Annotated in this window: 15 protein-coding genes and 1 tRNA gene; 9 read left to right on the forward strand and 7 right to left on the reverse strand. The window is 64.9% G+C overall.

The window, feature by feature from the left end; translation table 11 throughout:
- Positions 1-378 (reverse strand): BlaI/MecI/CopY family transcriptional regulator, encoded by a 378-nt coding sequence (locus SH584_RS05305; RefSeq protein WP_324809139.1) that lies wholly within the window; start codon positions 376-378, stop codon positions 1-3.
- 138 nt (positions 379-516) lie between these two features.
- Here SH584_RS05305 and SH584_RS05310 point away from each other — a divergent pair, with 138 nt between their 5' ends.
- On the forward strand, positions 517-1,287 hold the full coding sequence (locus SH584_RS05310) for an exodeoxyribonuclease III (RefSeq protein ID WP_324809141.1): 771 nt from the start codon (positions 517-519) through the stop codon (positions 1,285-1,287).
- A 46-nt stretch (positions 1,288-1,333) separates the two neighbouring features.
- Positions 1,334-2,455, forward strand: a complete 1,122-nt coding sequence (locus SH584_RS05315; protein WP_324809143.1) for a glycoside hydrolase family 130 protein — start codon at positions 1,334-1,336, stop codon at positions 2,453-2,455.
- A gap of 6 nt (positions 2,456-2,461) precedes the next feature.
- On the opposite strand, the gene SH584_RS05320 is transcribed toward SH584_RS05315, so the two are convergent.
- From SH584_RS05320 to SH584_RS05335, 4 genes are all read right to left on the reverse strand, one after another.
- Positions 2,462-4,594: a TonB-dependent receptor gene (locus tag SH584_RS05320; RefSeq protein ID WP_324809145.1), complete on the reverse strand. Its 2,133-nt coding sequence runs from the start codon at positions 4,592-4,594 to the stop codon at positions 2,462-2,464.
- A gap of 1 nt (position 4,595) precedes the next feature.
- Positions 4,596-4,772: a hypothetical protein gene (locus SH584_RS05325; protein WP_324809147.1), complete on the reverse strand. Its 177-nt coding sequence runs from the start codon at positions 4,770-4,772 to the stop codon at positions 4,596-4,598.
- Entirely contained in the window at positions 4,769-5,902 is a 1,134-nt protein-coding gene (locus SH584_RS05330) for a PepSY-associated TM helix domain-containing protein (RefSeq protein ID WP_324809149.1), read from the reverse strand. The genes SH584_RS05325 and SH584_RS05330 overlap by 4 nt, the downstream gene beginning before the upstream one ends.
- A 209-nt stretch (positions 5,903-6,111) precedes the next feature.
- Entirely contained in the window at positions 6,112-6,660 is a 549-nt protein-coding gene (locus tag SH584_RS05335) for a DUF7010 family protein (protein ID WP_324809151.1), read from the reverse strand.
- 152 nt (positions 6,661-6,812) lie between these two features.
- Between SH584_RS05335 and SH584_RS05340 the strand changes: the two genes are divergently transcribed.
- Positions 6,813-7,916, forward strand: a complete 1,104-nt coding sequence (locus SH584_RS05340; RefSeq protein WP_324809153.1) for a PAS domain-containing protein — start codon at positions 6,813-6,815, stop codon at positions 7,914-7,916.
- A complete protein-coding gene (locus SH584_RS05345) occupies positions 7,913-8,365 on the forward strand; it encodes a response regulator (protein WP_324809155.1) in 453 nt (150 codons plus the stop codon). Before SH584_RS05340 ends, SH584_RS05345 begins: the two co-directional genes overlap by 4 nt.
- Positions 8,366-8,429: 64 nt before the next feature.
- Here the strand turns inward: SH584_RS05345 and SH584_RS05350 are convergent.
- Positions 8,430-8,519 (reverse strand) — tRNA-Ser (locus SH584_RS05350).
- 132 nt (positions 8,520-8,651) lie between these two features.
- On the opposite strand from SH584_RS05350, the gene SH584_RS05355 reads away from it, so the two are divergent.
- Both SH584_RS05355 and hspQ read left to right on the forward strand, forming a co-directional pair.
- The gene (locus SH584_RS05355; RefSeq protein ID WP_324809157.1) at positions 8,652-9,332 is read left to right on the forward strand and encodes an SDR family NAD(P)-dependent oxidoreductase; all 681 of its coding nucleotides are present in this window, start codon (positions 8,652-8,654) and stop codon (positions 9,330-9,332) included.
- 43 nt (positions 9,333-9,375) lie between these two features.
- A complete protein-coding gene (hspQ, locus tag SH584_RS05360) occupies positions 9,376-9,726 on the forward strand; it encodes a heat shock protein HspQ (protein ID WP_324809160.1) in 351 nt (116 codons plus the stop codon).
- Between the two features lie 46 nt (positions 9,727-9,772).
- On the opposite strand, the gene SH584_RS05365 is transcribed toward hspQ, so the two are convergent.
- On the reverse strand, positions 9,773-12,538 hold the full coding sequence (locus SH584_RS05365; protein WP_324809162.1) for a TonB-dependent receptor plug domain-containing protein: 2,766 nt from the start codon (positions 12,536-12,538) through the stop codon (positions 9,773-9,775).
- Between the two features lie 282 nt (positions 12,539-12,820).
- Here SH584_RS05365 and rplU point away from each other — a divergent pair, with 282 nt between their 5' ends.
- The 3 genes from rplU to SH584_RS05380 all read left to right on the forward strand — a co-directional run bounded on the left by rplU (position 12,821) and on the right by SH584_RS05380 (position 14,279).
- Complete coding sequence (rplU, locus tag SH584_RS05370; RefSeq protein ID WP_322842204.1) at positions 12,821-13,279, forward strand: 50S ribosomal protein L21; 459 nt, start codon at positions 12,821-12,823, stop codon at positions 13,277-13,279.
- A gap of 2 nt (positions 13,280-13,281) precedes the next feature.
- Positions 13,282-13,554 (forward strand): 50S ribosomal protein L27, encoded by a 273-nt coding sequence (rpmA, locus tag SH584_RS05375; RefSeq protein WP_322842203.1) that lies wholly within the window; start codon positions 13,282-13,284, stop codon positions 13,552-13,554.
- A 182-nt stretch (positions 13,555-13,736) separates the two neighbouring features.
- The gene (locus SH584_RS05380; RefSeq protein WP_324809165.1) at positions 13,737-14,279 is read left to right on the forward strand and encodes a GNAT family N-acetyltransferase; all 543 of its coding nucleotides are present in this window, start codon (positions 13,737-13,739) and stop codon (positions 14,277-14,279) included.

Consider the following 14,279-nt stretch of genomic DNA (forward strand, 5'->3'; position numbering starts at 1 on the left):
TTAAGCCCCCTTGGCCTGCCGGGCGCGGGCGATCATCGCCTCGAGCTCGTCGAGTTCAGTGTCGTCGAGACGGTCGGACATGCCGAGCAGCGCCGTCGCCGCCCCCGTCGCCGACCCGTTGAAAAAAGTCTTCACCACGGCGTTGAGCGCCGACTTGCGCGCCTGGTTGTCCGACATGGTCGGCGTGAACAGGAAGCCGCGATCCGATTCCTCGCGCCGAACGAAGCCCTTGTCCTCGAGCCGTTTCAGCATCGCGCGCACCGCCGACCCGCTCAGCCGGTCGGGCAGCGCATCGCACAAGTCGGTCACAGCCATCGCGCCGCGCTCGAACAGCAGATCGACGATCTGGCGTTCCCGGGGCGGCAGTCGATTCAACATAGACATATTCTCCACACTACATTTGTAGCGATGCTACATTTGTAGCGCGTTCGCAAGCTCGATCTTCCGCCGTTCGTCGAAACGCCGCCGGCGACGAGCGGATGGACCCTCGCGGCGCTGCCGTCGGTTGAGCGAGCGATGCGTATCGCCACCTACAACGTGAACGGGATCAACGGCCGCTTGCCGGTGCTGCTCGAATGGCTCGCGGCGACCAAGCCCGACATCGTCAGCCTGCAGGAATTGAAGGCACCCGACGACGCCTTCCCCGAAAAGGCGATTCGCGACGCGGGCTACCGCGCCATCTGGCACGGCCAATCGCGCTGGAACGGAGTCGCGATCCTGTCGCGCGGGGGCGAGCCGGTCGAAACGAGGCGCGGCCTGCCCGGCGATCCCGACCCGTCGCAAAGCCGCTACCTCGAGGCGGCGGTCGATGGCCTGCTGGTCGGCGCGCTCTACCTCCCCAACGGCAATCCCCGCCCCGGCCCGAAGTTCGACTACAAGCTTCGATGGATGGCGGCGTTCGCGAGCCATGCCCAAGGCCTGCTCGATGCCGGCGTTCCCGCACTGCTGATCGGCGACTATAACGTCATCCCCGAGGACGAGGACGTCTACAAACCCGAGCGATGGCGTGACGACGCGCTGTTCGCTCCCGACGTGCGCGACGCCTACCGCGACCTCGTTGCGAGCGGCTGGCTCGACGCGTTGAAGCACCTCTACCTCGACGATCCGCCCTACACTTTCTGGAAATATTGGCGCGGCGCCTTCGAGCGCGACGCGGGAATGCGGATCGACCATCTTCTGCTCAGTCCGACCGTCGCCAAGCGATTGAAGGCCGGAGGCGTCGATCGCAGCGCGCGGGCGCTCGAGAAGACCAGCGACCACGCCCCGGCATGGATCGAGCTCTCCTGACCGGTCTCCACGCAACTTGGCGCTGCCCGCCCGCGTTGAGCCGCCGATGACCGACCTCCCCGGCGACCGCCTGATCCTGACCCCCGACGACATCGACCTATCCCGCTCCCCGCTCGCGGCGGACCTCGGCGGTCAGACCTATGTTCTTGGCGCTTTCAACCCCGGGCTGACCCGCTTGCCCAACGGCAACCTGCTGCTGATGGTCCGCATCGCCGAGGCACTCCACGAGCCCGTCCGCGACGGCCATGTCCACGCAATCCGCTGGGATCAGGGACGCTATCGCCTCGATCGCTGGCCTTGCTCCGCCGTCGACATGACCGACCCCCGCACCTTTCGCTTGCGCGATCAGCCGTCGCCGGTGGCGGGCCTGACCTCGCTATCGTGGTTGCTTCCGGTCGAACTGTCGGCAAACGCCGAGGAGATCGTCCGCATCGACTATGACGCGGCGATCACGCCCTGCTCGCCGGTGCAATGCTATGGCCTCGAAGACCCACGCATCAGCCGGATCGATGACACCTGGTGGATGACCGCCTGCTCGGTCAGTCCCGAACGTCAGGCGACCAGCCTCTATCGCTCGAACGATGCGCGCGAGTGGACATTCGAAGGCCTCGTCCTCGATCACCAGAACAAGGACATGCTTCTCTTCGAAGGCTTGGTCGATGGTCGCTACTGGGCGCAGACCCGGCCGCTCGGCGACGTCTATTTCGCGTACCCGCCCGAAAGCGAGTGGCGGTCCGGCCCGTCGATCAACCTCGCCTTGTCACCCGACGCGCTTCATTGGAAGCCCTGCATCGAACCCGGGATCAGGCCGCACTCGGCGACCGTGGCAACCGCGCGGATGGGCGGTGGCGCCCCGCCGATCCGGACCCGCGACGGCTGGTTGAGCCTGTGGCACGGCGTCGAGCCCAACGACTCCGCGGGCGTTTACCGAACCTATTGGTCGATGCTCGACGCCGACCGTCCCTGGCAGGTCGTCCGCACCGACCATGACGCGCTGATCGAGGCGGACCCTGCCCTCACTCGCGGACTGGAGGACAAGATGTACCTGTCCGACATCGTCTTCACGACCGGCATCGTCGACGAAGGCGATCACTTCCTGATTGCCTCGGGCGAAGCCGATCTCGCCTGTCGCCTATCGCGCGTCGCCTATAGCCGGTTCGGCCTCTAGCTTGCGCTACAGGTCGATCGAGGTCGACAGGCGGAACGTGCGCGGCTGGCCCTGAAGCAGCGAGGCGCCGAACGTCTCGAACGCCGACGACCAGTATCGCTTGTTGAAGAGGTTATCGACGCCTGCCCTCAACGTCAGCGGACGGTCCCCCGCCACGAGCACGTAGCGCGCGCCCGCGTCGAAGCGGGTCCAGCGGCCGATTCCGAGGGTGTTCGCAGCATCGACCTGTTGCTTGCCGGTCGAGACCGCCCGGCCCGTCAGCGTCAGCCCACGAAGCGAGGGCACGTCCCACTCGACATTGGCATTCGCCAGATAGGTCGGCACACCCGGCGCGCGATTGCCGTCGTTGGTGCCGCCCGGTGTCCGTCGCAGGGTCGCATCGAGCAGCGAAACGCCGGCGATCACGCGCAGCGAGGACGTGACGTCCCCGTCGATCGTGAATTCGACGCCGCGATTGCGCTGCCGCCCGAACAGGCCGTAACGGAACAGGCCCGGATTGTCCTCGTCCGCCACCGATCCCGCGCTCGGCAAGCTCGTCCGGAAGAACGCCAGCCCGGCGTTGAAACCGCCAAAGCCGAGCTTCGCCCCGGCCTCATATTGCACCGACTTGTACGGCGCGAAGATCTCGCCGGGATTGCTGATCGTGGGGTCGTTGGGCGCGACCGGTCCCTGCTGCAACCCCTCGATGCGATTGGCATAGAGCGACAAGCCGTCGCGCGGCTTGACGACGACACCGATCACCGGCGTCACCGCATCTTCGTCATATTCGCGTTCGAGCGAACCGTCGGCATAGCTGTAGCCCTTCACCCGGACGCGCTGGTGGCGCAGGCCTGCGGTGATCAGCACCCGGTCCTGGGCAAGGCCGATGGTGTCGGACACGAAGACGCTGGTCAGTCGCGTGCGGCTGATCGCGAACGGATCGTCGAGGTCGCCGCCGACGAATCCGGTGCCCGGCAGGGCAACCTCTGGCGTGTCGTAGAGGTCGGTCGCAAACGGAGCGAAGCCACCGAGGAAGTCGTAGGCGTTGCGATTGACCTGACGCACATGGCTCGCGCCGAGATTGAGGTCGTGCGTCGTCCCGGCAAAAGCCGTCTTGGCGCGGATGCCGGCCTGCCCCGCTTCATTATTGTCGGTCCGCGGCACGAACAACGCCGAACCGGTCGCCTCGCCGTCCGGAGCGACGGCGGTGATGCCCGAATAGATGCCGTACTCGGAGCCGTCGCGCGCTCCGATCTGTCCGTACAGCAGGACGTTCTCCGACAGATCGACCTCGGCCTTCGCGATCCCGAAAATGTCTTCGAGGTCGGTGTAGGTCCACGGCTGCGCATAGTTGGCATCGGCATCGGGGACGCGCGGGATGAAAGTCGTCACCGTCACCTTGGGCCGCAATTGCTCGACGCGGACTCTCTGGTATCCAAGGTCGAGCGACAGGCGCACCCGCTCACCGCGCCAGTCGAGGCCTGCGCCAAGCACCGTCGAACGCCGATTCTCCTCGTCGATCGCGACCTCGCCGCGTCGGTGCGCGCCGTTCAGCCGAAGGCCGAACGCTCCGTCGTTCCAGCGGCGCGCCACGTCGAAGCCGACCCCGACCTGCCCCGACGAGGTGTAGCCGGCGGTGACGCGCGCCAACGGCTGGATGCCCGCCCGCTTCGGAATCAGGTTGATGCTTCCGCCGATGCCCGACCCGCCCGGTGCCGCACCGTTGAGAAAGGCGCTCGCGCCGTTGAGCACCTGCACGCTCTGATACAGTTCCGGCGCGACCAACTGGCGCGGTGTGATCCCGTACAAGCCGTCCATCCCGACGTCATCGCCGAACAGCGTGAAGCCGCGAATGACGAATTGCTCGGCGGCATTGCCGAAGCCGTAGCTGGTACGGACAGTCGGATCATTCTCCAGCACCTGACCGAGCGACTGCGGCTGCTGATCGAGGATCAAGGCCTCGGTGTAGCTGCGGATCTGGAACGGCACGTTCTCGGCCGGCTGCTCGCCCAGCACGCCGACCGACCCGCCGCGCTCGACCACGGCGCGATTGCCGCGCTGCGCGGTGACGACGATCTCTTCGGAGTCCGGCGCCGTCTGGCCCAGCGCGGGCGTGGCAAGGAGGCTGGCGGTTGCCAGCAACAGCGATGAGCGAAGCATTTCAGGCCTTTCGATAGGGGCGACCGGGGCGAAGCGCCCAACCGATCGCAAGAAGGGGAGCGCCGAGCGCGAGCCAGCCGGCGCCGTCGCGCCAACCATCACCAGTCAGCGCCACGATCAATCCGGCCAGCGTCAGCACGCCGATCAGGATCGGGATGGCAAAGGTCGATCGAATCATCGGCCGCCCTCGCTCGACAATATGCGTCCGCCACTGGTGACTTCCTGCAGGTGCGACGACAGTGTCGAGCGCCGCCGGCCGGCCCACAGGATGAGCCCGGACACGAGCACCACGATCGTCAGGATTGTCAGCGCCGCCCACAGGATTTTGAGCGGCAGGCCGCCATAATCGCCGAAGTGCAGCGGCTGGCTGAGTTGCAGCGCCTTCATGCTGATCGGCATCGGACGCACATCGTCCAGACGCCCGGTCTCGGCGTCGATCAGCGCGGGGATCAGCAATTGACGGGTAAGCGGTGTCGCCCCCTGAAAGAAGACCGCATAGTGATGGCCGCTACTGAAACTCCCCCCTGGAAAACCGATGAATTGCGGGTTGAGACCGGGAAGCGCCGCGCGCGCCTCGGCCATCGCGCGATCGATCGATCCGTAGCGCGCCGGGTCGAGCGTCCCCTGCCTCGCCTGCGCGCTGGTCATGCTCAGCAGCGCGTCCGATCGCCATTGGTCGACCAGCGGTGTCGCGAGCGCGTTGATGATCCCGGTCACCCCGACCACCGTCATCCACGCCAGCGCGACGATGCCCGCAAGATTGTGCCAGTCGAGCCACTTCACCCGGCTCGCCCGTCCGGTCCGGAGAACGCCGAAGTCATGCTTGCGCATGAACGGCGCATAGAGAACCACGCCCGAGACGATCGCGACGACGAACAACACCCCCATCGCTCCGAGGAACAGCATTCCGGGCAGGCCGAGAAACATGTCGGTGTGGATTTGCAGGATGACGTCCATCACGCCGCTCTGGTCTGGCTGGTCGACCACCTCGCCCGTCACCCGGTCGAGGATCAGCAGCGTCATCTCGCCCTCGGGCGAATCGGGTCGCGGCGCGGTCGTCACCGTCATCAACGGGCCGGCGTTGTCGAACGCCATATAGACCGGCACTTCGCCCGGCCTTGCCGACAGCGCGCGATCGAGCATCTGGTCTAACGGCCGCAGTCCTGCCTCGTTCGAGGATGACGCCGGACCGGCGGGCGGCGGCGCTCCGGTCAGCCGGTCGATTTCGTCATGAAAGATCAGCGGCAGGCCGGTGACGCACAGCATCAGAAGAAAGATGGTGCACAAAAGGCTGGTCCATTTGTGCACCAGGAACCAGCCTTTGATTGTCGATCGACCCACGCGAGCTACTTAGATGCTAATGCGACCCATTCGCAAGTATTTTGTCTGGGCGGCCGGATCCGAGTTTGGATTTAGCAGTGCGGCCGAGCGTGACGCACCGCATTAAATGTTCAAAGACGGAGTGAGACTGGACACACTTGGCGAGGTTTGGCCCTTCGCCTCAGGGAATGGCTACGCTACTTCACCGTCACCTTCGCCGGCCTGCGCATGGCTGCCAGCGAGTAAAGATAGGCGGCCGCCACGACCGCGCAGATCATGGTCGCCTTAAGTGCATCGGGCGCGAACCAGAAAGCGACATAGCATCCGACGGCTCTCACGATCGCATGGCGCAAACCGACCGGGTCGTTCGCGCCCCAGCCGTAGGGGATCCAAATGATGCCCGCGAGAATTGCGACACCCAAGACCATGACGTCCGGATCGCGGGCTGCGCTGGCCGCGCCGATGACTAGCGGAAACATCAGGCCGATGCCGATAATCGAGTGGAAGAAGAGCGCGGAAATGGGATTGTCGTCTTTTGCGAACGGGTTTCGACCGCGCAATTTCTCGATGATAAAGGCAAGCGGCAAGACGGCCGCCATGGCATAGACCGCCATCCACCCGACGACCGTCTTCGGAACGAAGATCGCGGCGATGCCGATGGCGGACCAGACGATCAGGCCCGCAAGTGGCATCGAGATGGTGCTTGCGGCGAGGAATTGCTCGCGGCGCTCGTCCAGGCTGCTCATCCGACGACGCTATCCGGCGGCAATACGATGTCAACGCCGCTCCGCTACTATCGCGTATGTCGCCAAAGAGGCGGAACTCCGCCGCGCAGTCATTGTTCTGTCGGGGCTGATCCAAGAGACGTTGCGTCCTCTGCTCAGTGCGTGGAGGACCGATGCAGCAGCGTGACAATTGGCATTTGACCGAGAACATCCAGCATGAGCTCGGCAAGGGCGATCCGTTCGCCGCCGCGGTCCGGGCGACGCGTATGCCCATGGTCATCACCGACCCCCGGCAGGCCGACAACCCGATCGTCTTCTGCAACAAGGCATTCCAGGACCTCACCGGTTACGAGCGATCGGAGATCATCGGGCGCAACTGTCGCTTTCTGCAGGGTCCAAAGACCGATCAAGCGCAGGTGTCCAAGATCCGGGATGCGATCGAGGCCGGGACCGACGTCGAAGTCGACCTTCTGAATTATCGGAAGGACGGCTCGACCTTCTGGAACGCGCTTTACCTTAGCCCGGTTCGCAATGCCGCCGGCGACATCCAGTTCTTCTTTGCGTCGCAACTCGACGTGTCCGATCGCGTCGAGGCCAAGGAAGAGATCGCCCGGCAAAAGGAATTGGTCGAACAGGAAGTCGCGCGTCGGACCGCCGACCTTCAGGCCGCACTCGACGCCAAGACCCTGCTTCTCCACGAGGTCGACCACCGGGTGAAAAACAATCTCACCATGATCGGATCGCTGATCAGGCTTCAAGCAAGGCGGATCGAAGATCCGGCCATCGGCGAGAAGCTGACGAGCATGCTGGAGCGGGTCGACGCGCTGGCTACCGTGCACCGCCGCCTTTACCAGTCTGACGATATCCGACGTTTCGACATGGGTGCCATGGCCGCCAATCTCGTTGCCGATGTTATCGGAGCAAGCGGTCGCAACGACATTGATCTGCATGTCGACGTCGAGCCACTCATGATCCCCTCGAGCAGCGCCGCTGCACTCGGTCTCGTTCTCAACGAAATCGTGACCAACGCGATCAAGCACGGATTTGCGGATGGTCGCCGCGGGCGGATGACACTCGACGCGCATCGAGACGGCAGCGTAGCTTCGATCACCATCACCGACGACGGCCCGGGTCTGACCGAAGAGAATGTCGCGGACGGTCTGGGTCGCACGCTGATCGACCGGCTGTCGAAGCAAGTCGGGGCGACCGCCCGATGGTTCGACGCCGCTCCGGGCACGGGCGTGTCCTTGTCATTCCCGGTGGAGAACGGCTCATGAAGCGTTCGATTTATCCAATGCGGGTGCTGATCGTTGAGGACGAAGCGTTGCTCGCGATGGACATTGAGGCGATCGTTCAGGATTGCGGTCATCACGTGATGGCCGAGGCGGCGTCGTTGCGGGAAGTAATCAATCTGCCGTCCGAGCCGAGCCCCAACCTCGCCTTCGTCGACATTCAGCTCGCGGAAGGATCAAGCGGTCTCGACGTGTCCAAGCTGATTCAGGAACGCTGGAACGACACGGTGATCATTTTCGTCACCGCGAACCCAAAGAAAATTCCCGACGACTTTGCCGGTGCGCATGGCGTGATTCCCAAACCCTTTTCGGAAAACGGCCTGGTTTCGGCGATGCACTATATCGAAGAGGGGGTTTGCGATCCGCCTCCGACCGCACCTGCTCCCGCCAGCTTCATCGCATCGCCGAACTTCGCGGCACGCTGGTCGGGATAAGCCAGGCACTCGCCCAGATTTTCGAATCGGGAAGGCCAGTCGGGCGACCATTTCGAGGGGTCTGTGGCGGAGAGGGTGGGATTCGAACCCACGGTACCGTTGCCGGCACGCCGCATTTCGAGTGCGGTGCTTTCGACCACTCAGCCACCTCTCCGCAAGACAGGGAACGCTGTGCCGGCGAGGTGCCGGCGTCGGTCGGGTTGCGCCTCTAGCAGCGGTTGCGCGCTCTGCAAAGGCTTTTGGCGGGCACGGCGCAACGTCGTCCCCCGCCGCTCGTTAGCGCATCATGAAATCGATCGTCATCGGCGCCAGCGGCGGGATCGGCGCTGCGCTTGCAAGCACGCTGCAATCGCGCGGCGATGACGTCGTTGCGCTGTCGCGGTCCAGCTCGCCGGCGGTCGACTACGACCAGCCCGATTCGGTCGCCGCGGCCGCGGAGGCATTGCGGGCCGAGGCGCCCTTCGACAGCATCATCGTCGCGACGGGCGTGCTGCATGGCGACGGCGTGCAGCCCGAAAAGTCGCTTCGCGCGATCGAAGCCGAGGCCCTCGATCGCTATTTCCGAATCAACGCGACTGGTCCGGCGCTGGTGATTCGCCACTTTCCCGGGCTGCTCCCGCGCGATCGCCGGGCCGTGTTCGCCGTGCTGTCGGCGCGGGTCGGATCGATCGGCGACAATCGCCTTGGCGGGTGGATCGGCTATCGCGCGTCGAAGGCGGCGCTCAACCAGATCGTCCGCACCGCCGCGATCGAACTTGCCCGGACTCACCCGCAGGCGATCCTCGTCGGCCTTCACCCCGGCACCGTCGACACGCCGTTGAGCGCGCCGTTCCAGCGCAACCTGTCCGAAGGCCAATTGCTCGACCCGGACGACAGCGCCGCCCGCCTCCTCGCCGTCCTTGACGCGCTGACGCCCGCCGACAGCGGCGGCTGCTTCGCCCCCGACGGCAGCCGCATCGTCCCGTGACAAGCCTTGCGCCCCTAGCGCACACGCCTACATTGGAACCATGATGACTCCGCCGAATTTCACCGCCTCCATTCCTTCCGCCCGCTACGGCATCGGCGAGATGGTGCGGCATCGCCTGCTCGATTTCCGCGGGGTGATTTTCGATGTCGATCCGGTCTTCGCGAACAGCGACGAGTGGTATGATTCGATTCCTGAAAGCATGCGGCCGTCGAAGGACCAGCCCTTCTATCACTTGCTCGCGGAGAATGCGGAGACGAGCTACATCGCCTACGTCAGCCAGCAGAACCTGGTTCGCGACGACGAGGGCGAGCCGATCGACCATCCTGCGGTGGAGACGATGTTCGAGCGCTTCGATGGCGAGCGCTACACGCTGAAGCCGCAGCTTCGCCACTGATCGTCACGGACGAAGGGGCGCCGCCGAAGCGACGCCCCTCTTGCCCTCAGAAGTCGATCGAGGCCCGTCCATATAGGAAGCGGCCGTTGAAGCCGAACGGCGAGAAGATCGAATAGGGAATATAGATCTGGTTGGCTGGATAGACCCCGCCGACCGAAGCCGGACGCGGCCCGAACGGCGAGCGGTCGGGATAGATATCGAACAGATTGTTCGCGCCTACAGCGAGTTCGATCTTGCCGATCTTGTAGCGGCCTTCGAGGTCGGTGATCCATTTCCGGCCAAGCTTGATATCATCGGGCCCAAGCGCGGTCAGGCTGGTCGGATCGCTGATCGGGTTGACGGCGCCCGGCGACACAACCTTGCCGTAGCGCGTCGTGCGCGCGGTGACGCCGAAGTTGCCGATGTCGCCGTCGGCGCTGAGCACGACCTTGTCGCGTGGTTGGCCGTCGGTGAAGCGAATGCCCTCGACCCGGCCAAACAGCACCAGGCCCGGGATCGTCGCCAGCGGCCCGAGGGCGTTGAGGCGCTTGTCGATCTTGGTCTTGTTGTAATTATAGGCCGCAGTCAGCGTCCACCGTCCGAGATCCGCCGTGCCGAAGCGATAGGCGGCAACCACGTCGATTCCCTTGGTGGTCGTGTCGAGGCCGTTGATGAAGAAGCGCGCGGCGCCGACACTCTGGAAACCATTGGCGTCGAGGATGGCCTTCACTGCGGTGTTCTGTGCCGCCGTGCCGCTGCCCGCCGCACCGAGGTTTTCGGTCAGGACGATGCGGTCGTCTATGCTGATCTTGTAGATGTCGGCGGTCAGCGTCAGCCCGCGCATCGGATTGGCGGTCGCGCCAAGGCTGATGTTCACCGACTTTTCGGGTTTCAGCGGCCGCGACCCCAGTGCCTGCGCAACCGGACTGTCGACCGCGACGGTCGAAATATCGACCGGCACGCCGCCGATGAAGTTGGTCGAGGTGGTAGTGAAGAACTGCTGGTGAAGCGACGGCGCGCGGAAGCCGTTCGAGATCGACCCGCGAATGGCATAGCCCGCCACCGGCTCGAAGCGCGCAGCAAACTTGCCGTTCCACGTCGATCCGAAGTCGGAGAAGCGTTCGTACCGCCCGGCCAGCGTCGTCGTCAGTCCCTCGATCGGGTCGACGTCGAGTTCGGCATAAGCGGCATAACTGTGCCGGCTTTCGTCGGTGCGGCTGGTGTCGGGAATACCCGGGAATCCCTGCGCACCCGCGGCGGCGGTGCGACCGGGGAAGCTGCAGATGCCGGTCGTGCCGTTATAGACGCCCTGCTGCGTGGTGCAGTTGGCGGCGGTGGTCGCGACCGACGGGCGGAAAAACGGCCCGATCGCATAGGACTGCAACTCGCCCGGGCGGATCTTAAAATTCTCGTGCCGATACTCGGCGCCGACCGCGACCGACAGCGGCTTGAACAGCCCGATCGCAAAGGTGTTCGAGAAATCGAGGTTGGCGACGACCTGGCCATAGCGAAGCCCGCCCGCGTCGAACGAACTCTGGCTCTGCGGACCGAACGACGTGTTGAGCGTGTCGTTGATCTGATAGTCGAACTTGTTGTGGCCCGTCCCCAGCGACAGGTCGGCCTTCCAGCCCGCAACGTCGCCGCGAACGCCGCCGGTCAGGGCGTAGTCCTTCAGCGTCGTATCGATCAGCGGCAGGAAGCCGTCGGGCGTCAGCGGAACGAAGTTTCCGGCATTGGGCGTCTGATTGGGCGCGATCGTCGAGAAATCGCGATTGGTCGCAGCGTTCTGCTGGCGATAATTGGCCGCGCTCTCCGACCGGCGGTGGCCGTAGGATCCGAAGGCATAAAGCTCGAACACCTCGGTCAGGTCGTAACCCGCGTTGACGATGACGTTGTAGTCGCGAGTGTTGGGGTCGCCGAAGCGGAAATTGAGGCGGTCGAAGCTGACCTCGCGCGAATCGAACGCGGCGGTCGGCCGGTTGTAGTTGGGGCGAAGGTCGTAGCCCGAGCGATTCGTGTCGTTGCGATCGCGGAACTCGAAGGTGCCGTTGACGAAACCGCGCGTCCCGACCGGCAGGCCGAGGTTGACGCCGGCGGTCAGCTGCGCGCCGTCGCGCGCCTTACGGTCGCCGTCGCTGTCCGCCAGAAAATAACGGGTGTCGGCGGGGTCGAGCTGCGGTTGGCCGGTCGGGCTCAGCTGGAGGCCGCTGATGTCGCGGACATTGTCGACGGTGGTGTAATATTTGCCGTAGGTCACGCTGGCGCGGCCGCCGCGGTTGGCGCGTTTCAGCTGGATGTTGATGACGCCCGCGATGGCGTCCGACCCGTATTGCGACGAGGCGCCGTCGCGAAGCACTTCGATTCGGTCGATCGACAGGCCGGGAATCAGGTTGAGGTCGACTGCCGCGCTGCCGCGTCCGACGGTGCCGTTGATGTTGAGCAGCGCCGACAGATGGCGGCGCTTGCCGTTGATCAGGACCAGCGTCTGGTCGGGGCTTAGCCCGCGCAGCGTCGCTGGGCGAAGCGCGTCCGACCCGTCGGCGATCGAGGGCTGCGGGAAGTTGAACGACGGCACCAGCTGGTTGAGGATCTTGTTGGTCTCGGTCGCGCCGGTGTTGGTGATGGCGTCGCTGCCGATGACGTCGATCGGCACCGGACTATCGGCGACGGTGCGGTCGCTGCGGCGCGTGCCGGTCACGATGATGGTCTGTTCGGTCGGCGTGGTTTCGGCCGAGGTGGTGGGCGGCGGCGAAGCGACCTGCGCCTTGGCGGGCATCGCCAGCGCAAAGGTGGACAGGCCAGCAAGCAGTATCGAACGATAAGCTACGGTCATGACAAACCCCCATTTCGTGACGAGCCCGCCGGCATCGCTGGCGGCCCCCTCGTCCAGAAAGCGAAGGAGGACATTTTCGGTTCGGGCTTGCAACTGTCCGGTGGAAGAAGGAAGACGTTCGCGGACCGTCTGTCACTCTCTCGCAACAGTGACTGTGTCCTCATCGGCGGTTGACACGTCCGCGCCGCTCCCATAGGCGGCAGCCTTTCCCGCGCGAAGGCCTTGGGTCAAGGCGACACCATACCCTCTCGCGGTCAAGTTTTACGGAAAGTGATAAGGCCCATGTTCGCTATCGTGCGCACGGGTGGCAAGCAGTATCGCGTTGCCCCCGGAGACAAGATCGTCGTCGAGAAACTGGCTGGTGAGGCCGGTGACAGCATCGACCTGACCGACGTCCTGCTGGCCGGCGAAGGGTCGGACCTGAAGTCGACCGCTGGCCTGACCGTCGCGGCCGAAATCGTCGCACAGGCGAAGGGCGACAAGGTCACCGTCTTCAAGAAGCGCCGCCGGCACAACTATCGCCGCAAGGCGGGTCACCGCCAGCAGCACACGATCCTGAAGATCGTGTCGATCGGCGGCAAGAAGGCCGAAAAGAAGGCCGACGCGGCCGAAAAGCCTGCCAAGGCCGACACCGCGAAGCCCGAGGTCGCCAAGGCGGCGTCGACAAAGGATGCTGCACCTGCTAAGGCGGCGGCGAAGAAGGCAGCCCCCAAGGCCGCCGCTAACGCTGAGAAGAAGTAACCATGGCACATAAGAAAGCAGGCGGCTCGTCGCGTAACGGCCGCGATTCGGAAGCCAAGCGCCTTGGCGTGAAGAAGTTCGGCAGCGAAGCGGTTCGCGCCGGCAACATCATCGTGCGTCAGCGCGGCACGCGCTGGTACCCGGGGACGAACGTCGGCCTGGGCAAGGATCACACCCTTTTTGCGCTTACCGACGGACGTGTCGCGTTTCGCGACGGCCGCCAAGGCCGCAAATACGTCCACGTCGAGTCGATTATGCCGGAGGCGGCGGAATAGGCGGGATCGGTCGTTAAAGGGCCGCTCCCGGGAGGGGGCAGCCCAAAGCGAGACCCGCAAAGGTTTCGAAAAGGGAGAAGAGGGAAGCCCCCTCTCCTCCCTTTTTGTTTGCGTCTCATTCTTCTCCCGAAACTGAAACACCCGGCGCCTAACCGCGCCGGGAAGGGGAGAAGGACGAAACCATGTTCGCCCGTACCGAACGATTGCTGTTGAGGCCCGGCTGGGCCGAAGATGCGCCTGCGCTGGCGGCGGGAATTGCCGACGAGCGAATCGTCCGCAACCTCGCGACCGCGCCATGGCCCTATGACCTGGCCGACGCCCAGACCTTCCTGTCGCTTCCGCGCGATCCGGTGTTGCCGACCTTCCTGGTGACGGCGCGCACCGACGGCGCTCCGACCCTGGTTGGTTCCTGCGGGCTGGCCCGCCGCCCGTCGGGCGCGGTCGAACTGGGCTATTGGATCGCACGTCCGCACTGGGGCAACGGCTATGCAACCGAGGCCTGCACCGCGCTGATCGAGATCGCGCGCACGCTCAGGCTGTCGCGGCTCGAGGCATCGCACTTTGTCGACAATCCGGCGTCAGGGCGCGTGCTCGAAAAGCTCGGCTTCCGCCCCACCGGCCTGACGGTCGATCGCTACAGCTGCGCGCGCGACGCCGAAGCACCGTCGCGCATCTATCGGCTGTCGCTCGCGAGTCGCGGCAACGTCGAGGCGATCGCCGCCTGA

It is taken from the genome of Sphingomonas sp. LY29, from assembly GCF_035593985.1.
In the GTDB taxonomy this organism is placed as follows: Bacteria; Pseudomonadota; Alphaproteobacteria; order Sphingomonadales; family Sphingomonadaceae; genus Sphingomicrobium.

Excerpts from the sequence above, each read along its gene's own strand:
- rpmA (WP_322842203.1), top strand. The coding sequence starts at position 13,282 with ATGGCACATAAGAAAGCAGGCGGCTCGTCGCGTAACGGCCGCGATTCG.
- SH584_RS05325 (WP_324809147.1), bottom strand. The coding sequence starts at position 4,772 with ATGATTCGATCGACCTTTGCCATCCCGATCCTGATCGGCGTGCTGACG.
- hspQ (WP_324809160.1), top strand. The coding sequence starts at position 9,376 with ATGACTCCGCCGAATTTCACCGCCTCCATTCCTTCCGCCCGCTACGGC.
- SH584_RS05305 (WP_324809139.1), bottom strand. The coding sequence starts at position 378 with ATGTTGAATCGACTGCCGCCCCGGGAACGCCAGATCGTCGATCTGCTG.
- SH584_RS05335 (WP_324809151.1), bottom strand. The coding sequence starts at position 6,660 with ATGAGCAGCCTGGACGAGCGCCGCGAGCAATTCCTCGCCGCAAGCACC.
- SH584_RS05315 (WP_324809143.1), top strand. The coding sequence starts at position 1,334 with ATGACCGACCTCCCCGGCGACCGCCTGATCCTGACCCCCGACGACATC.
- SH584_RS05340 (WP_324809153.1), top strand. The coding sequence starts at position 6,813 with ATGCAGCAGCGTGACAATTGGCATTTGACCGAGAACATCCAGCATGAG.
- SH584_RS05355 (WP_324809157.1), top strand. The coding sequence starts at position 8,652 with ATGAAATCGATCGTCATCGGCGCCAGCGGCGGGATCGGCGCTGCGCTT.
- SH584_RS05345 (WP_324809155.1), top strand. The coding sequence starts at position 7,913 with ATGAAGCGTTCGATTTATCCAATGCGGGTGCTGATCGTTGAGGACGAA.
- rplU (WP_322842204.1), top strand. The coding sequence starts at position 12,821 with ATGTTCGCTATCGTGCGCACGGGTGGCAAGCAGTATCGCGTTGCCCCC.
- SH584_RS05320 (WP_324809145.1), bottom strand. The coding sequence starts at position 4,594 with ATGCTTCGCTCATCGCTGTTGCTGGCAACCGCCAGCCTCCTTGCCACG.
- SH584_RS05310 (WP_324809141.1), top strand. The coding sequence starts at position 517 with ATGCGTATCGCCACCTACAACGTGAACGGGATCAACGGCCGCTTGCCG.
- SH584_RS05380 (WP_324809165.1), top strand. The coding sequence starts at position 13,737 with ATGTTCGCCCGTACCGAACGATTGCTGTTGAGGCCCGGCTGGGCCGAA.
- SH584_RS05365 (WP_324809162.1), bottom strand. The coding sequence starts at position 12,538 with ATGACCGTAGCTTATCGTTCGATACTGCTTGCTGGCCTGTCCACCTTT.